39 protein-coding genes, 7 tRNA genes and 1 rRNA gene are annotated in these 23,093 nt (G+C 44.4%); 5 read left to right on the top strand and 42 right to left on the bottom strand.

The window, feature by feature from the left end:
* Positions 1-24: 24 nt before the first annotated feature.
* The 32 genes from MUB35_RS28485 to MUB35_RS28330 all read right to left on the bottom strand — a co-directional run bounded on the left by MUB35_RS28485 (position 25) and on the right by MUB35_RS28330 (position 18,095).
* Entirely contained in the window at positions 25-207 is a 183-nt protein-coding gene (locus MUB35_RS28485) for a hypothetical protein (RefSeq protein ID WP_244807256.1), read from the bottom strand.
* Between the two features lie 216 nt (positions 208-423).
* Positions 424-867, bottom strand: a complete 444-nt coding sequence (locus MUB35_RS28480; protein WP_244807255.1) for a hypothetical protein — start codon at positions 865-867, stop codon at positions 424-426.
* Between the two features lie 25 nt (positions 868-892).
* A complete protein-coding gene (locus MUB35_RS28475; RefSeq protein ID WP_244807254.1) occupies positions 893-1,441 on the bottom strand; it encodes a major tail protein in 549 nt (182 codons plus the stop codon).
* A gap of 4 nt (positions 1,442-1,445) precedes the next feature.
* On the bottom strand, positions 1,446-1,787 hold the full coding sequence (locus MUB35_RS28470; RefSeq protein ID WP_244807253.1) for a hypothetical protein: 342 nt from the start codon (positions 1,785-1,787) through the stop codon (positions 1,446-1,448).
* Positions 1,784-2,185 carry an HK97-gp10 family putative phage morphogenesis protein gene (locus MUB35_RS28465; RefSeq protein WP_244807252.1) on the bottom strand — a complete coding sequence of 134 codons (402 nt, stop codon included), beginning with the start codon at positions 2,183-2,185 and terminating at the stop codon, positions 1,784-1,786. The genes MUB35_RS28470 and MUB35_RS28465 overlap by 4 nt, the downstream gene beginning before the upstream one ends.
* 4 nt (positions 2,186-2,189) lie before the next feature.
* Positions 2,190-2,498: a hypothetical protein gene (locus MUB35_RS28460; protein WP_244807251.1), complete on the bottom strand. Its 309-nt coding sequence runs from the start codon at positions 2,496-2,498 to the stop codon at positions 2,190-2,192.
* Entirely contained in the window at positions 2,470-2,778 is a 309-nt protein-coding gene (locus MUB35_RS28455; protein ID WP_244807250.1) for a hypothetical protein, read from the bottom strand. The genes MUB35_RS28460 and MUB35_RS28455 overlap by 29 nt, the downstream gene beginning before the upstream one ends.
* A complete protein-coding gene (locus MUB35_RS30740; RefSeq protein WP_187370718.1) occupies positions 2,771-2,911 on the bottom strand; it encodes a Rho termination factor N-terminal domain-containing protein in 141 nt (46 codons plus the stop codon). The genes MUB35_RS28455 and MUB35_RS30740 overlap by 8 nt, the downstream gene beginning before the upstream one ends.
* A gap of 11 nt (positions 2,912-2,922) precedes the next feature.
* The gene (locus tag MUB35_RS28445) at positions 2,923-4,197 is read right to left on the bottom strand and encodes a phage major capsid protein (protein WP_244807249.1); all 1,275 of its coding nucleotides are present in this window, start codon (positions 4,195-4,197) and stop codon (positions 2,923-2,925) included.
* Positions 4,176-4,862, bottom strand: a complete 687-nt coding sequence (locus MUB35_RS28440) for a head maturation protease, ClpP-related (protein WP_244807248.1) — start codon at positions 4,860-4,862, stop codon at positions 4,176-4,178. The genes MUB35_RS28445 and MUB35_RS28440 overlap by 22 nt, the downstream gene beginning before the upstream one ends.
* Positions 4,843-6,111, bottom strand: a complete 1,269-nt coding sequence (locus MUB35_RS28435) for a phage portal protein (RefSeq protein WP_244807247.1) — start codon at positions 6,109-6,111, stop codon at positions 4,843-4,845. Before MUB35_RS28435 ends, MUB35_RS28440 begins: the two co-directional genes overlap by 20 nt.
* A 101-nt stretch (positions 6,112-6,212) precedes the next feature.
* Entirely contained in the window at positions 6,213-6,410 is a 198-nt protein-coding gene (locus MUB35_RS28430) for a hypothetical protein (RefSeq protein WP_244807246.1), read from the bottom strand.
* 65 nt (positions 6,411-6,475) lie between these two features.
* On the bottom strand, positions 6,476-8,167 hold the full coding sequence (locus tag MUB35_RS28425) for a terminase large subunit (RefSeq protein WP_244807245.1): 1,692 nt from the start codon (positions 8,165-8,167) through the stop codon (positions 6,476-6,478).
* On the bottom strand, positions 8,151-8,579 hold the full coding sequence (locus tag MUB35_RS28420; protein WP_244807244.1) for a hypothetical protein: 429 nt from the start codon (positions 8,577-8,579) through the stop codon (positions 8,151-8,153). Before MUB35_RS28420 ends, MUB35_RS28425 begins: the two co-directional genes overlap by 17 nt.
* Positions 8,580-8,662: 83 nt before the next feature.
* Complete coding sequence (locus MUB35_RS28415; protein WP_244807243.1) at positions 8,663-8,983, bottom strand: hypothetical protein; 321 nt, start codon at positions 8,981-8,983, stop codon at positions 8,663-8,665.
* On the bottom strand, positions 8,984-9,265 hold the full coding sequence (locus MUB35_RS28410; protein ID WP_244807242.1) for a hypothetical protein: 282 nt from the start codon (positions 9,263-9,265) through the stop codon (positions 8,984-8,986).
* Positions 9,266-9,407: 142 nt separating this feature from the next.
* Positions 9,408-9,800, bottom strand: coding sequence for a hypothetical protein (locus MUB35_RS28405; protein ID WP_244807241.1), 393 nt, complete (start codon positions 9,798-9,800; stop codon positions 9,408-9,410).
* A gap of 253 nt (positions 9,801-10,053) precedes the next feature.
* Entirely contained in the window at positions 10,054-10,230 is a 177-nt protein-coding gene (locus MUB35_RS28400) for a hypothetical protein (protein WP_244807240.1), read from the bottom strand.
* Positions 10,224-10,496 (bottom strand): hypothetical protein, encoded by a 273-nt coding sequence (locus MUB35_RS28395; RefSeq protein WP_244807239.1) that lies wholly within the window; start codon positions 10,494-10,496, stop codon positions 10,224-10,226. Before MUB35_RS28395 ends, MUB35_RS28400 begins: the two co-directional genes overlap by 7 nt.
* A 16-nt stretch (positions 10,497-10,512) precedes the next feature.
* A complete protein-coding gene (locus MUB35_RS28390) occupies positions 10,513-10,755 on the bottom strand; it encodes a hypothetical protein (RefSeq protein ID WP_244807238.1) in 243 nt (80 codons plus the stop codon).
* Positions 10,756-11,055: 300 nt separating this feature from the next.
* On the bottom strand, positions 11,056-11,319 hold the full coding sequence (locus MUB35_RS28385; RefSeq protein WP_244807237.1) for a hypothetical protein: 264 nt from the start codon (positions 11,317-11,319) through the stop codon (positions 11,056-11,058).
* A gap of 10 nt (positions 11,320-11,329) precedes the next feature.
* On the bottom strand, positions 11,330-11,824 hold the full coding sequence (locus MUB35_RS28380) for a hypothetical protein (protein WP_244807236.1): 495 nt from the start codon (positions 11,822-11,824) through the stop codon (positions 11,330-11,332).
* The gene (locus MUB35_RS28375; RefSeq protein ID WP_171285551.1) at positions 11,821-12,171 is read right to left on the bottom strand and encodes a hypothetical protein; all 351 of its coding nucleotides are present in this window, start codon (positions 12,169-12,171) and stop codon (positions 11,821-11,823) included. The genes MUB35_RS28380 and MUB35_RS28375 overlap by 4 nt, the downstream gene beginning before the upstream one ends.
* The gene (locus tag MUB35_RS28370) at positions 12,161-13,381 is read right to left on the bottom strand and encodes a hypothetical protein (RefSeq protein WP_244807235.1); all 1,221 of its coding nucleotides are present in this window, start codon (positions 13,379-13,381) and stop codon (positions 12,161-12,163) included. Before MUB35_RS28370 ends, MUB35_RS28375 begins: the two co-directional genes overlap by 11 nt.
* A gap of 43 nt (positions 13,382-13,424) precedes the next feature.
* Positions 13,425-15,392 carry a PcfJ domain-containing protein gene (locus MUB35_RS28365; protein WP_244807234.1) on the bottom strand — a complete coding sequence of 656 codons (1,968 nt, stop codon included), beginning with the start codon at positions 15,390-15,392 and terminating at the stop codon, positions 13,425-13,427.
* Positions 15,389-15,925 carry a hypothetical protein gene (locus tag MUB35_RS28360; protein WP_244807233.1) on the bottom strand — a complete coding sequence of 179 codons (537 nt, stop codon included), beginning with the start codon at positions 15,923-15,925 and terminating at the stop codon, positions 15,389-15,391. The genes MUB35_RS28365 and MUB35_RS28360 overlap by 4 nt, the downstream gene beginning before the upstream one ends.
* The gene (locus MUB35_RS28355; RefSeq protein ID WP_244807232.1) at positions 15,918-16,349 is read right to left on the bottom strand and encodes an RNase H family protein; all 432 of its coding nucleotides are present in this window, start codon (positions 16,347-16,349) and stop codon (positions 15,918-15,920) included. Before MUB35_RS28355 ends, MUB35_RS28360 begins: the two co-directional genes overlap by 8 nt.
* 1 nt (position 16,350) lies before the next feature.
* Positions 16,351-17,070, bottom strand: coding sequence for a rolling circle replication-associated protein (locus MUB35_RS28350; RefSeq protein WP_244807231.1), 720 nt, complete (start codon positions 17,068-17,070; stop codon positions 16,351-16,353).
* A gap of 164 nt (positions 17,071-17,234) precedes the next feature.
* Positions 17,235-17,450, bottom strand: coding sequence for a hypothetical protein (locus MUB35_RS28345; protein WP_244807230.1), 216 nt, complete (start codon positions 17,448-17,450; stop codon positions 17,235-17,237).
* The gene (locus MUB35_RS28340) at positions 17,443-17,619 is read right to left on the bottom strand and encodes a hypothetical protein (protein WP_171285546.1); all 177 of its coding nucleotides are present in this window, start codon (positions 17,617-17,619) and stop codon (positions 17,443-17,445) included. Before MUB35_RS28340 ends, MUB35_RS28345 begins: the two co-directional genes overlap by 8 nt.
* Positions 17,620-17,640: 21 nt before the next feature.
* Positions 17,641-17,868 (bottom strand): hypothetical protein, encoded by a 228-nt coding sequence (locus MUB35_RS28335; protein ID WP_244807229.1) that lies wholly within the window; start codon positions 17,866-17,868, stop codon positions 17,641-17,643.
* Complete coding sequence (locus MUB35_RS28330) at positions 17,868-18,095, bottom strand: hypothetical protein (protein ID WP_148394062.1); 228 nt, start codon at positions 18,093-18,095, stop codon at positions 17,868-17,870. The genes MUB35_RS28335 and MUB35_RS28330 overlap by 1 nt, the downstream gene beginning before the upstream one ends.
* A gap of 90 nt (positions 18,096-18,185) precedes the next feature.
* Here MUB35_RS28330 and MUB35_RS28325 point away from each other — a divergent pair, with 90 nt between their 5' ends.
* Positions 18,186-18,464, top strand: a complete 279-nt coding sequence (locus MUB35_RS28325) for a hypothetical protein (RefSeq protein WP_033143153.1) — start codon at positions 18,186-18,188, stop codon at positions 18,462-18,464.
* Here the strand turns inward: MUB35_RS28325 and MUB35_RS28320 are convergent.
* Entirely contained in the window at positions 18,461-18,604 is a 144-nt protein-coding gene (locus MUB35_RS28320) for a hypothetical protein (RefSeq protein ID WP_156120892.1), read from the bottom strand. The two genes, MUB35_RS28325 and MUB35_RS28320, sit on opposite strands and share 4 nt — an antisense overlap.
* A 17-nt stretch (positions 18,605-18,621) precedes the next feature.
* Positions 18,622-18,828 carry a helix-turn-helix domain-containing protein gene (locus MUB35_RS31095; protein WP_244807228.1) on the bottom strand — a complete coding sequence of 69 codons (207 nt, stop codon included), beginning with the start codon at positions 18,826-18,828 and terminating at the stop codon, positions 18,622-18,624.
* A 233-nt stretch (positions 18,829-19,061) separates the two neighbouring features.
* Here MUB35_RS31095 and MUB35_RS28310 point away from each other — a divergent pair, with 233 nt between their 5' ends.
* The 4 genes from MUB35_RS28310 to MUB35_RS28295 all read left to right on the top strand — a co-directional run bounded on the left by MUB35_RS28310 (position 19,062) and on the right by MUB35_RS28295 (position 22,031).
* Positions 19,062-19,463 (top strand): helix-turn-helix domain-containing protein, encoded by a 402-nt coding sequence (locus MUB35_RS28310; protein WP_244807227.1) that lies wholly within the window; start codon positions 19,062-19,064, stop codon positions 19,461-19,463.
* A 6-nt stretch (positions 19,464-19,469) separates the two neighbouring features.
* Positions 19,470-19,892, top strand: coding sequence for an ImmA/IrrE family metallo-endopeptidase (locus MUB35_RS28305; RefSeq protein ID WP_118743419.1), 423 nt, complete (start codon positions 19,470-19,472; stop codon positions 19,890-19,892).
* Between the two features lie 53 nt (positions 19,893-19,945).
* Entirely contained in the window at positions 19,946-20,446 is a 501-nt protein-coding gene (locus MUB35_RS28300; RefSeq protein ID WP_244807226.1) for a hypothetical protein, read from the top strand.
* A 484-nt stretch (positions 20,447-20,930) separates the two neighbouring features.
* Positions 20,931-22,031: a tyrosine-type recombinase/integrase gene (locus MUB35_RS28295; protein WP_103733252.1), complete on the top strand. Its 1,101-nt coding sequence runs from the start codon at positions 20,931-20,933 to the stop codon at positions 22,029-22,031.
* Positions 22,032-22,176: 145 nt separating this feature from the next.
* Here MUB35_RS28295 and MUB35_RS28290 read toward each other — a convergent pair.
* The 8 genes from MUB35_RS28290 to MUB35_RS28255 form a co-directional block, all read right to left on the bottom strand.
* A tRNA-Lys gene (locus MUB35_RS28290) sits at positions 22,177-22,249 on the bottom strand.
* A 33-nt stretch (positions 22,250-22,282) separates the two neighbouring features.
* A tRNA-Phe gene (locus MUB35_RS28285) sits at positions 22,283-22,355 on the bottom strand.
* Between the two features lie 12 nt (positions 22,356-22,367).
* Positions 22,368-22,441, bottom strand: a tRNA-Met gene (locus tag MUB35_RS28280).
* 38 nt (positions 22,442-22,479) lie between these two features.
* Positions 22,480-22,552 (bottom strand) — tRNA-Thr (locus MUB35_RS28275).
* A 35-nt stretch (positions 22,553-22,587) separates the two neighbouring features.
* Positions 22,588-22,669: transfer RNA gene (locus MUB35_RS28270), tRNA-Tyr, on the bottom strand.
* A 5-nt stretch (positions 22,670-22,674) separates the two neighbouring features.
* A tRNA-Val gene (locus MUB35_RS28265) sits at positions 22,675-22,747 on the bottom strand.
* Between the two features lie 35 nt (positions 22,748-22,782).
* A tRNA-Asp gene (locus MUB35_RS28260) sits at positions 22,783-22,856 on the bottom strand.
* A gap of 81 nt (positions 22,857-22,937) precedes the next feature.
* Positions 22,938-23,093 (bottom strand): 23S ribosomal RNA (locus MUB35_RS28255); the annotation flags it as partial.

The raw sequence follows: 23,093 nt of genomic DNA, 5'->3' as shown, positions 1-23,093 counted from the left end.
CGAAGCAAGTGGCTTATATCTCTATTATTTTCTAATCTTAAATGTTACGATAGGCTTATTTTTTATCTTCCCCCACACAAGGGATGCCAGCCCTATGATTGCCCCAACTATACCAAACGCCGGTTCTACAACGATGAGATATGCAACTGCGAGCCAGAAAACAAGGCTCAATAAAGCTTTTATAAATTCTTTCTGCCGTTTACTCATAGTGCGTCCCTCCTTTGATATCATTATACTCCTGGCAGGGCTATAAGTCCAGCATTGAAACTCTCTTTTTATCCTGAAATACACACCTTCTGGCTTTAAAATTGCAGAACCACTTAAAGTGCCGGAATAAGTCGCACCACTTTCCCATATACATGCGGGAGATCTCTTTTTCCGTGTATCCCATCTGCATTCCCATGAACACAAGCCACGCAAAGTCTACAGGTTCGCTTTCTCCGTCTGCTTCTTCCTCTGCGTGGTCATTGCGTTTTTTGTCTCAAAACACCTGTAAAATTCATCGTGCAGCGCATCCGCAAGTGCCGTCAACGGGATGTCCACCTTTCGTACGATCCCTTCTTTTTCATATTTGACAGGCGCTCTGCCGTCTTTTTCTGCTGTGATCGCTTCCCCTTCGTTCACCATCCATGTCAATGCATCATTGACAGCTCCGGCATCCGGGAATTTACCGTGGTACTTCGTTTTACCATCATCATCTATGATCTTGTTCCCATCCTCATCCAGATCTGGTTCCCATGTCATGAGCTTCTGCTCGAATTCCCCGATCGTCCCGTATTTGTCCTGGATCTTCTCCAGCACTAAAAGGTCGCATTTGATGGGATACTTTTCCCCTGATAGTTCAATGGTGTTCATTTCTTCAAACATATATATGCCTCCATGATTCTCACAGTTATTCCTTTGTTTTTCCGCCTTTCTCGTCCAGCCATGCGATTGCCTCTGCCTCGGTATCGAATATCTTTACCTCTTTCCACTTTCCATCCGGCAAAGCCATTGCCTGCCCGGTAATGCTGGGCGTCTGATACTCAATGTTGTCACCTTTTACCTTGTAACTTTCCTGGCCTTCTGTGAATTTCACCTTATACAGCCATGATGCTGTATACTTTCTCACCCCATCCACCTTCTCAGCCACACGGAATCCGAATCCCACATACTTTGATTCGTCGCTGGCCTTATAGATTACAGAATCTTCTGCCGTTGTGTGCCCGAACATGATCTCATGGGCCTTGATGGGAAGTGTGGATGTGTTCAACGTGATGTCCGCGTATTTAAATTCCTTATCGTATTCCGCCTTGATATCATCCGCGTACAATGACCCATCCGCAAACTGCGGTGTGATGTCGATCTGTATCGCTCTCCCACAAGTAAACGGATCTGCATATGTGTTTGCCGGTTCTGTTAATTTCGCGATCGTCGGCCTTGCTAATCCAATATATGCCATAGTTTTATTCCTCCATATCTTCTTCAAAAATGCATGAAAAACATAAATGGTGATATCCACTATCCTTTTCATGTAATGTAATTATGTCTGTCACAACAGCCCCTGCTTCCCGAAGGGCTTTTCTTATCTCCCGACGCCTCTCGGTATAATTGCTCTTGGTGTAGAGATGTACCTGCATATGCTGCAACCATTCCTGGTCCGTATCATCTGCAAATACTGCCGCCTCCTCCAGTTCCGGATTGTAAACGATATATTCCTTGGGCGGACGTTCATTCGGGCAGCACAATGGCCAGATGTTCTTTACTATTTGCGCCAGCGCAAGTTCTATCCTCTCATTTACGCTCATCCCGTCACCTCATTGAATTTTTCCTGCATGGTATCCAAGCATTTCTTTTCCGAATTCTTCATAGCCTTGCTGATCACCGGCCTTGCGTTCTGCTTTGATGTCCCATAATTCAGATATGCCAGTTTTTCATTGTTACGGATACCTTTTCTGTCTTTACCTTTTGCGGTAACAGAGACATAGTGCCCCAAATGATTTTCCCCTGGTTTATTTGCTTTTATGGACCGGGCCAAGTCTCCAGTGGCATATCCTTTATTAGCCGCCTGCTGTACCTGGCTCTGCAGTTCCTCTTTGAGGATAGGCGCTGCCGCTTCCAGCATTGCAGGGGCTACGTCAGCAATATCCCCCAGCGCCATCAGTTCCTTTTCCAGTTCATCAAATCCCATTGTCTGAAAGCTCATATCATCACCCACATATGATCTGGATCTTTGCTTTCCCTGTCTTGTAAGTACGGACGATATCATACATATACCCCTCATATTGTACTTTCCTGGCATATGCCTTAGATTCATCCTCTTCATGAGCGGAAAGTTCAAAATCCTCCTGCCTGGTCTCAAGGACCAACTTCACCTCAACGCCTGCACGCATGGCTTCATAAAACTCCATCCTGGTTGCTGATTTTTCCTCAACATAGATATCCACGCTGTGCTCTTCTTCCACTGGGAAGCCGTCCTTATCCTTCGTTTTATTGCTCCATATTAGCGTTGCTTCCATTGTCAGCCTCCTTTGTATAATCACCCGATAAGGCCATTGCATCACGCAGAGAGCAAAATGCCGCCTGGAACCGTTCTGCATCTTCATCGTACCCATAATGAGACTTGCAATACAGGCGGATCGCCTGCCGGTACAACGGATCTGTTTCATCTCCGTATATCCCAGCAATCTCCATTTCTTTTTTACAGGCCTCTACCAGCCCCTGCAGTTCAAGTTCTGCATCTGCCGATCTCGCTCGGACGAAGCGTTTCAGCTCTTCGATCAAATGCATATCACTCATTGTTCAACACCTCCAGGAGCTGTTGTTTGCTCATGCTGCCATAACCAGTGATCCCCTGTTCCTTCGCAGCTTCCTTTAACTGCACTACGGTATAGGAATCATCGTATACGGTACTATTATTTGCTGCCGGCACCGTGCGGCGCTTTATTCCCCCGCTTTGTATTTTAACAGGGCATGCGCTTTTGATGTTACCATAGCGCCATCCACAATCGCATATGCACAGTAATCTGTAATACGGTCTTTGATATGCTCCTCCAGCGTCACACTGATCTCCTTATTCACATTTGCCGTGTATCCCCTGGATGCGTTTGACATCAGAATCTCACCATCCAGCATGGAATCATCCTCTTTGACCGACATTCCTAGGATTTTAAATGCCCCGCCGTTTGCTACGTCAGCGATCAGGATAGGCCGTCCGTTCTGATCCTTCACATTGGCAATCTCTGTCCAAATGGTATTGGAGTTAGCATATACGGCCAGGCCACCGGCATACCCACTCTTTACTTTTGCCCTTGTTGTGATGATGTCGGTATATCCCAGTGCGCCCTTCGTATATTCTGAAATCTGTGGAGTATCTTCCTGTTTTTCTAATGCCGTTACAATGCCCAGCGGTTCTGCTTTAAAGCTTTCCCCGCTTCCAGGCTGTCCTTTTCCATGCGTGGAACCATAACCCAGCGCTGCTCCCATCTTTTCAGCCATGCGTTTCTGGATATATGGCAGGAATTCATCCATAGCCATCTCTTTCAGTTTCCAGGATACCGTGATCGCTCTGGAAAGCTCGCAGCCGTTCAGGGTCAGGGTCTCAAAGGTCTCTTTTCCATCCTCTGTTTTGGTTGCTTCATCATACCATTTCGCATCCGTGGATGTGTCAGCCTTGATCATGGTCAGGATACCGTTCACATACGTTTTACTGATGTCATTCCAATATGGATAGATCTCTCCGATCTCCTGCCAGATACCTGCAGTCACTACTTTTGGGATGACCGTGCCCGTATTCCCCGTAGTATGGGTGAAGGCCTCGTTCACCATCTTATAAGCTGCGTCCTCCTCGGCAGAAAGCGGCTTTCCCATCATGCTTTTGGCCCAGGCAGTTTTGTAAGCCTCGGAAGAATAATCAAGCTTCTCCTCCGTGTGCCGCTGTCCATTCATGACAATCCCTTCTGTTACCCTGGCTGTTCCCGCAGATGCAGTCCTTCCTTCTGCCCCTGCATCGGTGAGGTTCTGCAGGTTCATTCCCTGCGGCACGTGCTCCATAGCCTCCAGTGCTGCATTTGCCTTAGCCTCCGCCTCAAACCTCTCATCCAGAGCTTTGATCTCATCCATTTTTTTGTTCCCCTCATCAATCTTTCCGCTGTTGATGAGCTGCTTCGCCTCATTCAGCATAGTCTGTCTTTTTTCTAAATACTCTTTTCTTCCCATTTTCCGGCTCCTTCCAATTCTAAAAGTTTTAAGTTCATCATGGCACGTTCCATCTCTGGTGCCATAGCAAGTGTCCTTGCGCGTTCCATCTGTTCTTTTGATGGCAGTGCGAACATTGATGCGGTCATCAACTCAGGCTCCTGCTGCTCAAACATGATCTTGTCGATCAGTTTCCTCTCCAGCGCCTGCTGTGCATTCAGCCATGTTTCATGCTCCATCATGTCCAGGACTTCCCGCTCGGTCATGCCCGTCTTATTCATGTAGGCCGTGCACAGTGCCCTGTCTGCAGTACGCAGGACTTCTGCCATATGCTCCATGTCGCTGTGGTTCCCGCGCGCCCTGGAAGACACACAATGCACCATCAGCAATGCTGTAGGTGACATCTCACAGTAACCTGCTGCCGCGATCACGGATGCCGCACTACACGCCTGGCCGGTGATATAGATTTTTATACCGGCGGCATGGCCCCGCAGCATCGTGTAGATTTCTGATCCCACGTCAATCGCTCCTCCCGGAGAGTTGATGTAGATATCATGCATTTCATTTGGATATGCATCTATGACCTTCTGTACATCCCTTGGGCATGTGCTGTCTTCCTCGAACCAGTCATAATACCACTTATAATCATTCGGGATGATCACTCCCCTAATGTCGATCCTCGCCATCTGCTCCCTCCTTCCCAACTGCCAAGATACCCTTTATGATATCTGCGGTCGCATGGCAGTTTTCTGTGTTCATGTTTTTAAGAGCTGTCTCAACCAGATTTACTACCTGGGTGTCCAATCGTCTGATAGGCTCGTCACCGCCTACAAGCGGAGCCATGTTCATAGTCTCCCTCCACTCATTCGGCGTCATGGCGCCGCGGTCTACCATTGCCTGGAAAGCCAGCTTTGTGGTCAGGCTGGCACACTGCAGGTTATTGGCTTCAAACACAATCTTATTTCCGAATCCTCTCTCTTTGCGTGTAAACAACCCTACTGTATAGGTTCCATGCATCTGGACCACTACCGGCTCTATCTCCGCCTCATAATAAGCTGTCCATTCATCCTCTGTATAATTTGACTGTACAATCTTCTTGTTTGTGTTAAAAAAGGACTGGATCCGTTCAATTGTCCTATCCGTCTGTGCTGCATTTGGCACATAATCCTTCGGCTCAATCCTGACCGCTTCTGCTTTTGAATCCACACCTGCCGCACCGAATGTCTCACTCTCAATCGCCAGGTAATCGTCCACAAAAGACTTTACATTCTTTTTTATATCCTCCGGACGCATGGAGCTGTTAAATTTCAGCAGCCACCGGATGATCCCACTGTTTTTGATTGCTTTTATGATCCCCTGGTCAATCGTCCCAATGACATCCATCATCTGTGAGATGGCCTTTGCCGGGCTTTCTCCAAACACATCGTCTGTGTTAAAATCCTGCCGCAGGTGGATGATATCCTCATAAGCAAACGTTCCTGACTTTCCATTCCTGTATTGGAACTTTAAGTACAGATGCCCTCCGGCGTCATATACTGCCTCTGCGTACACGCATGGAACAGGGTATAGCTGCACCGGCAGCCCATTCTCATCCCGTATGATCAGGATAAACGCATTATTATTCAGGCAAAGCTGATTTGCTGCTTTCTCCTGCAGCATCTGTCCGGTCATGTAAGGGTTTGGCTCCTCCAGCAGGAAGCGGATCCGCGCGTCCGGGTTCACTTTTAGTCCCCCTGCTGGGTCATCCCTGATATGCTTTCCCACCAGTTTCCCGATAGCCTTTACTTTTGGCCGGATGCAGGCCCTAACGATATCGCTCTCATACAGTTTCCCATCCCAGGCATAATACCGTTCCTGCCAGGTGGTAAGCATCTGAAGTCCTTCTTTAGCTGTGGGTTCCCGGTTCCTGGTCTGTTTTTTGCCAAATAATTTCATAGGTCTTCTCCTTTCTGGTTGTTCACACTTTCATACTGTACTATAATCTTCTTACAGGCATCGCCAATGCCAAGTATCGAAGAAAGGAGTTTAATAAACATTCAATCGTCAAGATTGAGAATGATTAACATTTGTTTTTTAATGTACGCGGACAATTCAGGGGCTGCCCATCTCATGTGCTTGAAATACATTTCTATTTCTTTTCTTGGATTGTCCGCCATTTCGACGTTCTTGCATCCCTCTTTTATGCATTCATCTATATCTGTTTTAAGTTTATCAATCCTTTTTCCCAAATCCATTTCTTATACTCCTTTCGTTTGCGCCGGCGCAAATCCGGCCATAAAAATAACGCCCGGTAAAGGCGTCATATCAGACTCATATAATCATTCATGTTATTCTGTAACACTACATAGGCATCCAGCAGAGCCGCTGTACCATCAATCCTCCTTCGGGGCTTACTGCCCTTGATCGGCTGGATGTTATCATTCTTATCCACATCCACTGCTGTATTGCAGAGGCACCACTTATCCACCGGATTATTGTTGTAGACGATCAGGTTGTTTTCCAGATCGGCTCCCAGGGCTTTCATGGGCTGCGACAAGGTTTTTTTGCCCTGGATGACCGGTACCATACTGGATTTCCCAAAATAATCCTGCATGTCCTCCACAAAATAGACTGCAGACCAGGAATCGTATCCTATCAGGTTCAGATATATGTCATGTTCCTGCTGTACCTCCACAAACCAGGATTTTACATCCCGGTACGATATCTTATTTCCCGGACAAGTCCGCACATACCCTTTTTCGATCCACACATCGTATGGAATTTTGTCTTCCTGCACCCTCTTTTCCACCAGGTCCTCCGGTATCCAATACATAGACATTACATAGATATGTTCATCTTCCGGCACCTTAAATAACACTTTTGCCGCTGTCAAGTCTGTGGTAGCAGATAGATCCACGCCACCGATGCCATATCTTGGCTTCAACTCCCTGATATCAAATACAGCCGTATTATTGGCCTGTTCAAAAGTCAGCCAGGCTTCGGATGATGTTTCACGGATATTAAACTCTTTGCAGAGCAGATTTTTCACCAGTAGAGGATTCTTTTTTGCCTTCTCCACTTTATCTTTCAGGGTATTCCGGTTCTTTATGGTCCCAAGGCCTGGGTTTGCTTTCTCCCAACATGTCTCATCTGTCCATTCCTTCCGGTTGTCCAGTTCATAGATAAAAGCAATAAAGTGTTCGTCTTTGTATCCATCCGGATCTTCGTAACCATTGATGACCATTTCAGCCTCTTCATATTTCTGATCATAAATGTCTTCCCGGATCGTGCCCGCAGTCGAAGTGATGTATACCAGGGGCTGCTCCCTGGCCGACGTGCCATCTGCCATGATATCGTAAAGAGCTTTCCCCTGTTTCCACTGGTGTATCTCATCCATCAAGACGCAATGGATGTTGAGACCGTCCAGAGTATCGCTGTCAGATGCCAAAGGCTTAAAGACTCCATCGTTGAAATCCGTGTCCAGCTCTGCCACCAGGGACCGCACCCTTTTTGAAAGAGAAGGTGATTTTCTGACCATCCGCTTAGACTCCAGCCATATAATTTTACTCTGGTCTTTTTTGGTAGCAACCGCATAGACTTCTGGTCCCATTTCTCCGTCTGCCGTCAGCATATACAATCCTACGACGGATGCCAGAAGGGATTTACCGTTTTTCTTTCCCACGATCAGGAGCGATTCCCGGTATTTCCGGTTTCCCTCGATGTCGACAAAACCAAATACAGTTGCCAGATGTGCTTTCTCCCATAACTCTAATTGTACTGGCTTACCGCCAAACTTTCCTTTTGAGTGGCGGCAGTAGTTCTCTGCAAATTCAAGTATATGGTTGGCTCGTTTTGCACTGTAAAAATATTCTCCCGGCTCTACAATATCCTTTACGACTTTTTTATAGGTCCTGAATACTTTATCCGAAACACGAATCTCTTTATCCTGTATCTTTTCCCAATATTCCAGAATGGGGTTATATGCTAAAGGGTATTTAATCATCCCGGCCATTTACAAAATCCTCAAATCCATCGTTCTTCTGTATCGCCACTTTTTCTGTTTTTGGAAGACAATCAACCAGGATCTTCATTGCCTGTGTCTGTTTCTGAGACATCTGGAGATATAGCTGCGCGTCTGGACTTTGCTTCGTACCATACTGGTTCTCACCGTTCTTGTATTCTACCGTAGTTCCTTCCCGCACAATCTGCTCTCTTAAGTCCTGCATGGTAATAGTCATAAACGCCACGTCTTCTATGGTGGCAAATACCAATTTTTTCTTATTTTCGTCTATTTTTGAGAATAACCTTTTAAGTCTTCTTTCCTCTTTCTCAATCCGCTTTTTCTTCTCCAAATACCCGGAAATACTGTCATATTCAGCTTCTCTTTTTAGCGCTTCTTCTTCAAAATCATCGTAATTTATCATATATACCACACCCCCTTTACGATAACCCGTGCATTACATGGAGGTAGACGTCTGGTTTTCCGTAATCAAAAATATGACCTCAATCAGGGGGGGAGTCTGGGCATCAAATCTCCCTCCGGACTGAAATCATACTGCGTCAATCCTGCTGCCGGTCCGTCCTTCATGTTCTCCTTCTGGTGACAGATATGGCAATCATATTTTAGATTAGAAAAACCCAGAGCAATGTCTGGGTCATTGATGTTATCTGGATTCAGTTCCACTTTATGATGAACTATGTAGCCTGGGCTGTCATGGCATGTCTCACATAATCCTCCATCAACAGACTTGCGATGCTTTATGTAGGCGGCTCTGCATTTCTTCCATCTGCCACTGTTATAAAATGGCTTGGCGAACTCTCTTGCCATTTACCGCATCACTCCTTCTATCTCATACGCGGAGTCAATGATTTTAACTTTACACCCTATCCTCTTAGATAAAACCTCCTGCTGCTCCTCAATGTATTCCTCTGCCATTTTCATATCTGTTCTTAGAATAAGCACGTCTTCCTTTTTGATAACAAGTGCATTACTACATCTGCTTTCCGCATTCCTTGGCTTCTCTATAAATTTCCTCGCTATACATAGGTTTGAACACTTGCTGCACATTTCCTTACTGCACTCATGCAATATCGCTGATCTACTTTCCATAGACTATTCTCCTTTCTACGCAAAAACACCCAGCCAGCATCCTCGCTAACCAGGTGTTCTTTGTTTTTTTATATACTTCTATTCTTTGAGTATACCTGTCAATACATAAAATGTCAAGTATGTTTTAGAACAAATATAATGACTAGAATACATTGGAAAAATGTACCTTTAAAATCCGCTGACACATTTTTTCTGATATCCCAATAGCCGCTGCCACGTCATAAGTCATCATTCCGTTTATGTATTTCAGGGTCAGTATCATTCTCAAAGTCATGTCTGGGAGTTCTGCAATATAGTCCCTGGCTTTGTTGATCAATAGCTGGTTTCGGTAATACAGGTCCTTGTACTGTATTTCTATGTCTACTCTTTCTTCTGTTTTACTCATCGAAGTGTCAAACACCCGCCCAACATAGGGCATCCCGCTTATCTCTTTACCAAGGACAAGTGAGCCGCCAACTATCTTGTCATACTTCGCCTGAAGGCTTGTAAGCTCCATGTTGTTTCTGTGGATTTGTAAGAATTCCCGTTCTGTCATTGCCCTCACCTCATAATTCAACATTTCTTATTTTGGTAATCTCACTCCTCACGAGCCTATTTCATTATTTTTCGTCCATTTAGCTTTCGTCATTATTATTTTCTCTCCTTCCAGCTCCTACATGTTTCACACCGCTGTTTACTGCTGACTAGAATCCCTTTTATCAATGTTGCCCTTGGGCATCCAGGACCAACTAATACGGCAATCTGTCCCACCTTCTGACTATGCATACAGGTTTTATATTTTGGTTCATTCATGGCTCGTCCTCCATCTTAATATCATCATTTCCCAAAATTTCGAGCAACTGTTCATCCGTTGCGACTACACCAGTCAATTTCTCAATTTCATAGACCATCGTTTTCTGTATGTTCCGGTTTTCGTAGTGGCATATAATATCTTTAACAGCATCCGCACTCACTAATCTCAGCATGGCTTGTCCTCCCCTAAATAGTTTTTTCCAAACTCTTTTCTGAAATCAATTTCTGGATATACCAGGTGGAATGCTCGTTGCCCCTCCTGCTGCACAAGGCGCATCATGTCATGGTTCCGGTGTACAGCTTCCGGGCCTTCCCTGTGATGTTCCAGGCATAAGTACACTTTCAGACCATAATTCTCTGATTTTTTCCGATTGGCACCGCCGAAAACATGATGGGCCTCCAAATAAGGGAATTTTCTGCAATCACCGTGCAGTTTCATGCAAAGAAAGCATGTTCTATTTTCTTTGCTGTGCAGGATACTGTCCGGATGTTTCATTCTTTTCTTTCTTCGTTTTTGCTTTGGAAACATCAATCCTCCCACTCCATCCATTCCTTTCTTCTGGTTTTTTCTTTATTTCGTCTTTGTACCACTGGTGAAAATTCTTTCTCCATTCGTCCACTTGGTTCTGAAATACAGTTATTTTCCATAGTTTTCTATCCATGTATCCCAGATCATTCATATGTTCTAAATCATCCATGGTCCCCTCCTGCTCAGTCAAACGGCAATTCTTTGTCAATCCCGTCCGTGAGATTCATAAATCCGTCGGCATCGGTCGTGGCTCGCTTGTCCTGCTTCCTCCTGTTCCAATCATTAACAACTTTTTCAACACTCCGGTCATCAGCAGGGTAGACTTAAATTGTATCGAAAACTTCATTTTCCATATGTATTAAATCATCCCTGCTCCTTGTTCGCTTGCTTATATTTATTGTATAGTAGTTTCCATCGTATCCTTTCACTTTGATGGCGTCATAAGCGCTTGTTTTAAACATATTTTCTCCTACACCCATACCCCTAAAAGACAAGGCACATCTTCCGCCCCACGTCGAAAGAAAACCGTGCCTGTATGCCGGTGTATGTCCTTTCCCAGTTCTTCCGCCGTGTCAGCAATCATTATCGTGTCCGTCGGCTTGTCCATATCCCAGATTCTGGCCACTACCTTATTCGGAAAATCATCCGGATGGTCATATATAGCTATCATAGGCTGTCTTATACCGTCAAAATCTACCTCTGCAATACTATTCACTATCTTCGTCTTTATCATATTTTCTTCCTCATATCGTTTCATAAGAATTCCGCTTGTCATTGTACCTGACAGCAACCGGATTACCGCATTCTATACAGTTAATATCAAACATCTTCTCTTTCATGTTGGTCATATACTTAAAATGATGCCCACATTCACAGTTCACATGCAAGGGCAATAGTTCTTCCGTAAATGGGATATCCGCCCCACATTTAAAGCAATGGAACCCTTCAATCTCTTTCTTGCTGCAAAACCCCCTGATATTTCCACATTCCGGGCATATCGTATAGAAAAAACCTTTGTACTGGTGCAGCCCATCCAGTTTTTCATAGTCCTTTTCTGGTCCTGCCTCGGATTCAGGTGGGATTTCCACTGGCTTTAAAGGGTGTGGCGCAGAAAGCTGTTCTCTATCCCCCCCAGCCTGCAGGAGCTGCAGCACAAGTGCTTTAAACACCTTGTCTGCCAGCTTTGGTTCCATGTCCACCATTACACTCTTTCCTTCTGTTGTTACTCTTATTTTCATACCTCTTTCCTCCTCTTTCCCCGTGTACATCCGTCCCACGGCTCCAAATCCCCGTCAATCCCGCTGCATAACCTGCACCAATAGGTATTAGTTAATTTTTGATAAAAACAGTATTCACAATCCTCACACCAGACAATTCTTGATTTTGTTTCATCAGTCCGGCCGTTCAATCTATCATATGTATTCAGGATATCAGCCACATACTGGCCCATTTCACAGTCAGCGCAGATATCTTTCAGTTCCTCTTCCGCTATATCCGTTCGCTTAGTATGCACGCAAAGATTGTCACAGATGTGTTCCATCATTGGCAGTATGACTTCCTGCATTTCATTTTTTTCACTCTTCATCTTCTTCCCTTCCTTTCACATCTACTTCTTTCATCAGCCAGTATTCTAATGCTGTCTGGCTATTTAATATCTCCGGCTTCAGATATTTGAACAGATATTCAGCAGCTCCGTACACGGTCAGGGTATCCAGGTAATCCTTTCTGGCCGTATACTGTTCCGCCTGTACTTCCGGCGGGTTCATGGCCTCGGCAATATCCTGCTGCCCCCTATCCTCTTCGCATATAGTATTTATGCGGGTTTCCGGCATTTCAGGGGGATTTTCTTGCGCTGGCGCAACTTCTGATTCTTTATTTTGTATTTTCCCCGTGAAAACCGTATCCTCTTCTGTTCGGATATCCGGGTTTTCTGGCTGTGATTCTTGTGTTTTTCCGGCTTCCTGCTGCCTGTTCGTCATATCCTCATGGTCCGGCTCGCTTATAGTATTTTTGCGGGTTTCTGGGTTTTGCGCCGGCGCAATTGGTGCAGTTTCTGGGTAATCATCCGGTATCGCCATCTGTCCCGGTATTTGTGGCTCCTCTTCTGGCAGCTCTTCTCCGAAGATATCTCTTGTCAGGAAAAAGAAATCTGCCCATGACATATCTTCTGGTTTTGGCTGTCCAAACTTCTTGATCTTCAAGCCCTCACTCGGGCCGTACATCATCAGGAAGTGTATCCCCTTGCGATATGACAGGTTTCCACTCGGGTTGACCTGCTCTACCATTTCCTCCACATCGCCTGTAGCAAATGCCTCACTTGCATATAGATTTTTAAGTTTCCCAGGGTTATCCCGAAAGAATGACTTTATCAATTCCTGGAGATCTCCTGATCCTCCCGGTTCCTGGGCATTGAACTGTTTCAAATCTCTTATCGTTTCCCGGGTTGTCTCCGGACGGATCATCTCTAAGTCCCCATCCGGCAGTGTCAGCATTTCTGCCAGTTTACTGCTGCCGATCCCGGCAAATTCCGGCCGTAGGCGCTCTGAATACCCGTCTATAGAGTATTTGGCATTTATGGCCATGAATCTCGATACTGTGGATGAGGATAATCCGTATTCCTTTCTGGCAAAATCAGCTATGGTGTCATATCCGTCTTTCTGATATAGCTGCTGTTCCTCAATCTTTCTGAGCATGTAACCGATACGCACAAAGCTTTCTGCCACTCCGTTCAGGTCCTTTTTTAATTGTTCCTTCATGTTCATCCAGTCATCCAGTGTTAATTGTGTATATTCCATCTTTTTCTCCTTTTCAACTGGCGACAATTTGTCGCCGTTTCATTTACGCTATAGCAACCACCTGGATTCTCACTGGATCCTGCTGCTGTTTTATATTTTTCTTAAATTTATTTAATACCTTGCTGATGATGGCCTGATCCGGCTTGCGGTCAAACTCGGAATAATACTGTAAAATTCTGTCATCTTCCAGTCTTATCTCTATGGTGTAATACGCTTTATGCAGATTTTCCTTTTTCCTCAAGAAGAGTATCCAGCTTTTTCCTTTTGCCATCATCTCCATGTAGTGATCACTGCTTCCCACGCAATGGTGAAGCGTTCGACCCTCTGTGACCAGTTCCTCACATCTTCCGGCCGGGATGATCATGTATGTATCGTCCTCCCAGAAATATCTCTTCACTTCCGGAAGATGCTCCCTGATTCTTTCATCCAGCACTTGATGCTTCTTTTTTTCTTTCTCTAATCTTTCCGCATCTCGCCTGGCGTTTCTCAGTTCCACCAGTTGATCGTGCCTGGCTTTTAAATCCTTAGGCAGGCGAACAATATCATCGGTAGTATCCATCCCCTCATCCCTGGCCATGCGGAGGTAGTCTCTCCATGTCTGTGCCAGCCTGTTCGTGGCTATCTTTTGTTTTATCATGTAGTTGACCATGCGGTTGACGCTTTTTAATTCTTTCAAAATATCCTCGCATTCGCTTTTTTTTACTTTCTTTTTGTTTAGATATTCCAGGGATTTCTGCGTGATTTTTATTTTCTTTTCCAGGAACTCCATCTCCTCTTCATACTGCAGCCACTCCAACGTGTTCAGCCCGCCGTTGATTTGTTTCATCCTTGCTGTCCGGTTTCCATCCAGTTGCAACGCCGCCTGTAAACTTTGTCCATGTGTACAGATACTCTCCGGATTGCCCCACCAGCCATATCGATCCACAATGTCTGCCACTAGATTAGTGAGTCCGGCCTTGGCCATATATTCCAACCATGGCCGCTGGTGGAATGTTGTGATAAACTTATTTACGTTCAGCTTTTCTTTCTGCCTGGCCAGGAGATCCAATCCACTAGTCTGCAGATCTCCATATGGCAGTACCTCATCCAGATTTCCCGGATACAGATATGAGGACACAAACCTCTTATTGAGCTGGTTTTTGTCCCACCAGTCTTGGGCAAATTCATCTGCTTGTGATTCAGTTCCATAGTATACCTTTCCCCAGCATTCCCCCTTTGGAATGATGGCCCGTACCTCCTCGTAAAGTTCAATCTCTTTTTTCTCTCCGGCTTTCCATGTGCATACCGCCCGGAACTGCCTTTCCAGCCATTCCTCACCATGCTGCTGAAGGAGTATCACTGGAGCTTTTGCCGTCTGTTCCTGCTTCCTGCTGTATGCTTTGATGATCGCTCCGCACTTCGGGCAGACAGTCATTTCTCCGTGTTTCCAGCCTTTCTTTTTCCATCCACGGCCTCCGCAGGCCGTGCAGGCATAATCCGTGCGTTTTTTGCCTTTTTTGAAAAAAAGGTAATTCCCTGGGAAGATTTCCTGCTGCACCCAGTTCTCCATTGCATCCGGCACACATGGGATTTTTCCCATCATCTCATCAATGCGTCGGCATTTTCTCTGATAGGCTCTTTCGTATTTCACCTGGTTGCAACATACTTCAAAATTGGTCACATTATAATTACCCAGATAATTCAAGGCAGTTTCTTTATCCTCTTCCGTTGCAAACTCCCAGTCATCCCCGTAGTAATAGCCGTCTCCCTTGATAGTGTCCAGGTCTTTGCATACTCTGGCCACGTTGTTGATCATGCAGGAGTACCATTTTCCGTCAGCGAAGGCAGCATGGGATTTCTCCTCTTTGTCCGCAAAATACCGGCTCCTCAAGTGACCCATGTAGAACAGGTCGATGTTCAGGATCTCTTTTCCGCCAAACTCCACTATCTGACTGACTCCCTGCACTTCATTGCTAATCTGTTCCGGCCTTTCACATGGTGGCGTATTCTTTAAAATAGCTGTTCGCTTCATTCCTTGCCACCTCCCATGTAATATTCCCGGATGATTTTCTTTGCCCGGCCCATCCCTGGGATTCCCATTGTGATTGCTTGCCTGCTGGATCCTTTTCCGGCTGGCGGCATTGGTATTTTCCCAGACAATATCCCCGTTTCTGCGATTATGTCCTTGTCTATTTCATAGCAATTTGAAAATGACCAGGTCAGCAGTGCTGCAATACACCCTTTCAGGCTCTTGCCTTTTTTTCGCACATAAGCTGCCATAAGTTCATCTTTTATGCACTGTCCTATTATGTACTGCACCCAATCCTCCAAAATCTCCTGGGGTTTCAGCTCCTCCGCCTCAGCTTCTATCTTTCCTACCGCTGCCGTCACTGTATCGCAGAGTGCCGGCACTTCGCCCTGAAGGTACATCTCTACCACTTCGTCCTGGATCCCGTTCTCTTTTGCCATGACTTTGATACTCTCCATGTCGCCCTCATTAAAGAGATTTTCTGCCAGCTCATTTATTTCGGCAGATGAATTAAATTCTCCAAATTTATCAAACATCAAGTTCTCTCCTCTCCATTTCATTTTTGAGCCACCCGGAATAGGCGTGGCCGCCATGTTCTGTTACTGTCATCTGGCCTTTCAGCAGATTCCAGATCGTTTCCCATTCTTCCCGGTTTGCTACCGGCTTTCCCTTCCCGGACAAAAATCCACCTGCTGCCCACTTACTCAGGTTGTTGTCCACCATATTAAGTACAAACTCATTTCCGGAGTGGATATGTATTTCACAGGGCTGTTTGATCCGGGCAAGTGCCTCTGTCAGCGCCGTGAGAACGGATTGGTTGTAAGTACCCTCTGTCTGTCCAAACCCCTCTCTGGTCACTGGGCGGCCGCGAAGCTCACACTCCAGGACATAACCGTACTTACGCGCCTGTGTCCTGGGAGATGTACTGTCTGTCTCTATATAGATATCTACCCGCTGCATCTTATCCGCCCTCCTTGATCAATGTGTAATACAGGAACTCGTATCCGTCCTCGGTGAATCCTTCTCGTAAGCTATCCTTATCCAGGTACCATCCTTCTGGAACCTTTATCTCCCGTGAAAATTTATTGCCTTTCATTTTCTTCGTTGTTGGCTTTGGCCGGATCAGGTTTCTACTGCAGTTGTACGCCTTCTTCTGGATCTGCCCATCCGTTCCTTTGGTCTTCTGGCTGTATTTGATAAAATATCCTGCCAGTTTGCGGTACTGGCCTGAATCATCCAAAGGTTTGGCACCAACCCATCCATATTTCCAAAGGTCCTTTATCTTTCTAATGTCAATGGAATTTACGACCATATGGATATGAGTGCCGCCACGATTCCCGACTTCGGCAGTTTCTACATACTTAAACGGCTTCCCCTCTGCCTTATAAATCTTCCTAAGGTCGTCCAGCAGCTTCTTCCTGTGCTTTTTCAATCCATCTCCATCAGGTCGCAGTTCCTTATGGTATGAGAAGGTCAGATACCAACTGTCTTTGTCAAAATTGGCGTTCAATATTCTGGTCAGCTTCTTTTCCAAGTGGCGGTCATTTATCTTCCGTTGCCGCTCTGAAGTTTTATTCCTTTTTGGCTGTCTCTTCCGCCCTTTCGGCTGTTGCCAGTATGTATAATACTTTGCTACTTCCTTTGTCCTGCCTGCCCTGCATGTCATTTTCATGTATGGCATATTATTCTCTCCTAAGTCTTAAGATAATAAACTTATCAAGTCTAAAGCGGGGAATCCCCCGCATTATTTCGTTGCCATTTTGTGCCATACATGCTATAATAAATAAGACAATATTATTTTAACAAATATGGCTTGTCCGGAAGTTTCGCACACTTCCGGACATTTTATTTTACTTTTTTAAATTTTGTGATCATATCTCTTTGGTGGTGATAGCGCCTAGTTGCGACAAAATCCCCTTTGCCACCATGACTGCCCCAAAACTGATCTACCAGTGGTAGGCACTCTATGGTAAGGCTTGTTATCCCATGACGATCCTTTACCGCCTGGATCTGTCTGAATATCGGCTCCATCTCTTCCGCCAATTGTTCAAATTCAGTCATCCAGCATATACACCTCATTTGTGTCTTTATCATAGATAAGGACGGCCGTATCTCCGTTCTTATCCGTAATCTTTGCTGTGTTTCCTTCAACCAGCACCTTTACACTTCCGGGGTAAAAGTTTGTGTCAATCCATCTCCTGATCACAAATTCTGCTATTGTTTTTGCCATTGACGTTCCTCCAGTCTTATCCTATAATAAGGACGTAATGTTATTTTTGTGCCCCTGATTGCTTGCCGGAGCCAGGGGTTTTTTATTTCTTAGTTCCCACTCTCTGGCAATCTCAAATCCAACCACCAGCAGCACAAATATAAATATGTAGCACATAACTGCCTGCGGTGCGTCCCGTGGCTGCCACCATCCGGTTGATGCGGCAAGGGCGGTGCATATGGCTGCGTCTTTTATTGTGGTGTAATGCATTACATCACGCACCCCCTTTGCCTTGCCAGATCAGCCGCCCGGTTCTGTCGGATGAGGTATTTCTGGAGCTCATCCGTGTCAAACAAAGTTGGGCTTGTACGGTTATTGGGATTGACCTTATATGCTACCTTTTGGCCTTTTTCATGGCTGATTCTGCGGAGCATTTTCTCCGGGAATCCCATTTGAACCAGCTCCTTTTGGTACATGATTTTCTTTGGAAATTCCATTGTTATGCCTCCTCTTGTTTTCTTACACTCTCCTGTCTATAATGTACTTACAGGCGTTGCAGCGCCGAGTACGAAAGAAAGGAGAATAACATGGCTGTATACATGATTACTTATGACCTTAATAGTAAGGGTCAGAATTATGAGGATGTTATCCAATCCATTAAAGATGCTTCCACTGGCGCTTGGTGTTCTTATTGGAAATCTTCATACCTTATAAAATCAAACCTTACTGTTCAACAGGTATCTGACAAAATCACCCCTCATTTAGATTCTAATGACCGGCTTATAGTTATTGAAACAAAGGCCAATTATCAAGGTTGGTTGTCGGAAAAGCAATGGAAATATATTCGTGAAAATATCTTTGGTTAAGGTTTGGCAGTTCCTCTTGATTTTTCTATATATTTTCCATTACTGTCTTCCTGTGCAAATTCACGGAACTCCAAGTTACATCTGATAGCTTGGAGTTCTTTTCTTATGGCTACCAGCTCCTGATAGATTTTTCTTAACATCGTCACTTCACCTCCTTCTACTCTTCCAAGAAATACTCAATTGGCACGCCGAAGTAATCGGCTACTTTCTGCAGTTTATCGACAGCTGGTTTAGATTTTTTCCACTTACATACGCTACAACTTGAAAACCCCAAATCCTTTTCCAATCTATAGATTGAAATATGTCTTTTGTAGCAAAGATGTTTGATTTTTTCGTAAATCAATTTTTCACCTTCTTTCCGCATGATTTTTCACATAGCTATTGACATTTGCATGAAAATAATCTATTATATAGGCATAAAGATAGCCGAAAATTTTCATGCTTCTATTCAAATGATTTTGCCGAATCACTTAATTGAATAGATTATTTTCATGCGTTTTCTGTTACAAACACATAATACATGATAATTTTCTAGTTGTCAATAGTTTTGCATGATTTTTTTCATGTAATTTAAAAAACGGAAAGGAGCTACCTATTTTGACACTAGTAGATAAAATACGCGTATTGGCAAATCAGAAAGGTATGAGCTTGCCACAACTAGAGGTAGAATTAGGATTGGGAAATGGGACTATTAGTAGATGGAAAAAATCTTCACCTAGTTCTGATAAACTTCAACGAGTTGCTGATTATTTTAATGTGTCTATTGACTACCTTCTTGGCAGGGAAATTCAATTAACTTCAAAAGATGAGCGCGACATAGAAAAGATTTTAGAACAAACCCGTAAACAGCTTCTAACCCAAGAAGGACTTATGTTTGACGGAGATTTTGCCACTCCAGAAGCAGTAGAATCAATCGTCGCAGCCATGCAGATAGGAATGGAAATGGCCAAGAAAAAGAACAAGGAAAAATATACACCAAAGAAATATAAAAAGGACTGATTGTCTATGGAAATTAACAAAAAGGTTAACAGCCTTGCCAGAAAATACCGGACAAGGAATCCCTTTGAAATGATACAGGGAATGAATGTAATCCTTGTCTCATATCCTTTGAGTGGTGTACGAGGTTTTTATCAATACTACCAGCGGAATAATATAATTTACATAGACGAAAACCTCCCCGAACAGGATAAATATTTTGTTTGTGCACATGAGCTTGGCCATATGTTTTTGCACAAAAAAGCCAATGCTATTTTCATGGATACACGTACACATTTTACTACTTCCAAATATGAAACAGAAGCCAATGATTTCGCTATTCGCCTTCTGCTTTCTGATGATTTTATTAATGAATATCAAGGATATACTCTTGAGCAGATATCCAGAATAACTGGATACAGTGTAAAACTTATTGAATTGCGTCTGAAATAGATTAATTCGTTACGGCGTTTTAATAAAATACACCTTAAAAGGGGGAGATACTTATGAAGAAAAAGATTGTATCATTATTTATGGCAGCAACTTTGAGTGCTTCCATTAGCTTATGTTCCTGTGGAAAAGAAGTGCCTTTCGGCAAAGAAGAGGTTGTGGAGAGAAAACTAAGCACTGTTAATTATCAAGTACCTAAAGAATGGGCAGAAGAAACTTCCAATGATGTTAATGTCCATTTTCCTGGCGGAACTGCAGATCCTAATGCGTCTTATATAATGACTGCATTTATCGACGACCAGCCTTTCGATGAATATATAGATGGGATTGCTGAAAATGGTGCTGAAAATTTCGAGAAAGAAGAAGTAACAATTGATGGCACAAAAGGCTACAAAGTGACTTTTACCATGCAAGATGAAACGGGAGATGCTTCATGTATCATGTACTCTGTTTCAACTGATGATGGTATATTCACTGCAGCATACAGTCAGTCATCTAATGGAGAAGATTACTCTGATTACATCGACAAATTAGTTCATACGGTAAAATTTAAATAAATAAAAACCGGCCCCTGCGTCAACAGCATGGGCCTTACAAAATAATATATTCACCCAGGCAGCCGAACAGGCGGCTCTCTATCCCGTTCCGAGTCTTGCGGAAAGGGGTGGTGCTTATGTACGTGACTTATAGTGACCTCTTTACCTTTATTATCATGATAACAGGTATTATCGCACTGATTGTTCAGATACATAAAAAATAGCCGTCCTGCTCCTGAGAAAAGTGGACGGCTATTTCTATAGCTTAAAACTGATTCGCCGGGACGGGTAGCGTGCACCTACCTGTCGGCTGTCTTGTTAAGTATATTATAACAAAATATACTGGAATGTCAAATAGTAAAAACCGCCCCAGTGCTACCAACACTAGGACGGCTCATATCTCCGAAGAGACGTACATATGACCATTTATATTGTATCATCTTCGGTGACAGGTGGCAAGAGACCATCTGTCTTTTTTATACCCATTTTTAAGGAGGATGATATCATGGCAAAAGCAAAATATACCAAGCAGAAAAACGGATACTTTCAAACACGCGTCTGGGACGGCAGTTACAACGATGACGGCACAAAACATTACATCATGCTGCGGTCAAAGAAGAGTAGTAAAGACCTCGAAAACAAGGTCAATCAGCTTGCCCAGGACGTGGAGATGCGTAAACACCTGCGTATATCAGACGTAACATTTTTAGATTACGCCAAGGCGTGGTTGCAAGTGTACAAGGCCGGCAAAGAGACCAATACCCAAGCAATGTATAAAAACATCATAGACAAGCATTTTGTGATTTTAAAAGGCGTCAAGCTGCAAGACATAGGCCGAGTGCATTATCAGATGCTGATGACCAGCACCAGCGATAAAAAGCGTACTCAGCAGCAGATCCAGATCACATTTAAGCAGGTCCTGCGGTCCGCTGTCTCTGATCGGCTCTTTGCCGCCAACGTATTTGAGGATATCTGTAATAATATGGACGTGATAAAGTATCGCCCAACCGAAAAGCGACCGCTGATGGATTATGAACAAAAAGCTCTGTTTAAAGCAGAGTTATCCACACAGGATAAAGTATTTGTGTATATCTTATTTGGATGCGGACTACGACGTGGAGAAGCTCTGGCTTTGACCAAGTTTGACGTAGATCTGAAAAGACATCTCCTGACAGTAAATAAGGCTCATAAGTTCGTGGATGACAAACCCCAACCAAAAGGGCCGAAGACGGACAATGGTAATCGTACTGTCCCTATACCGTCTATGATCTTTCCGGTGATTGAGAACTATGTCAAATCCCTTAGGCGCACTCAGCTTTTCGTAATGAGAAACGGAGAGCCGATGACGAAAAGTAGCTATGACAAGATGTGGGCCAGGATCATTAAGAACATGCAAGCGGCATCAGATGAGCAGATAACCGGTCTGACGGCCCATGTGTTTAGGCATAACTATTGTACCAACCTATGTTACCAAATACCAAAGGTCAGCATTAAAAAAATTGCGGAATTACTGGGTGATACAGAGCGAATGGTAATAGAAGTGTACAATCATATTGTCTTGGATAAAGAGGACGCTGCAGGAGCCGTAGAAGACGCATTTATGTGATACGAAAATGATACATTACCTCTTCCATGACACCAAAATGATACATTTAAATGCCATTTATGGACAGTCATAGAAAGGCAATTATAGACAACCAAAAATGGCTCAAACCCTTATAAATACTGGGTTTAAGCCACCTTTAAAGTAGTGAAGCATCGGGGATTCGAACCCCGGACAACTTGATTAAAAGTCAAGTGCTCTACCAACTGAGCTAATGCTCCATATTCAATTATCAAACTAATAGGCAATAAAAATGCCCAGAGCCGGAATCGAACCAGCGACACGAGGATTTTCAGTCCTCTGCTCTACCAACTGAGCTATCTGGGCGTAAAACTTGAGTAGCGGGGACAGGATTTGAACCTGTGACCTTCGGGTTATGAGCCCGACGAGCTTCCAGACTGCTCCACCCCGCGTTATTAATTTATAACAGCAATAAAAATAATTACTGAAAAGCCGATGATCGGACTCGAACCGATAACCTGCTGATTACAAATCAGCTGCTCTGCCAATTGAGCCACATCGGCATATTCACTTTGAAGTCTAATCTTATCAGCTAGAGTGGACGGTGGTGGATTCGAACCACCGAAGCAATTTGCAGCAGATTTACAGTCTGTCCCCTTTGGCCACTCGGGAAACCGTCCAAAAATGGGACCTATAGGGCTCGAACCTATGACCCTCTGCTTGTAAGGCAGATGCTCTCCCAGCTGAGCTAAGATCCCATTATATTTTATTATTTTCTTTTTCAAGAAAATAACGACCCAGAAGAGACTCGAACTCTCGACCTCCGCCGTGACAGGGCGGCGCTCTAACCAACTGAGCCACTGGGCCATCACGAAGGTATATACCTTCAAAACCGCATATACAAAACTCAAAAACCTTTTTCTTACCCGCCGTTTGCACTTCCGTGCTCAGGTCAAGCCCTCGACCGATTAGTAGCAGTCAGCTACATACATTGCTGCACTTCCACCTCTGCCCTATCTACCTCGTCGTCTTCAAGGGGTCTTACTTCTTTAAAGAATGGGATATCTCATCTTGAGGGGGGCTTCACGCTTAGATGCCTTCAGC

Source organism: Blautia sp. NSJ-175, from assembly GCF_022867815.1.
Classification (GTDB): Bacteria; Bacillota; Clostridia; order Lachnospirales; family Lachnospiraceae; genus Blautia; species Blautia celeris.
Note: the sequence above shows the minus strand (reverse complement) of the source record. Positions and strands in the feature narration are given on the sequence as shown.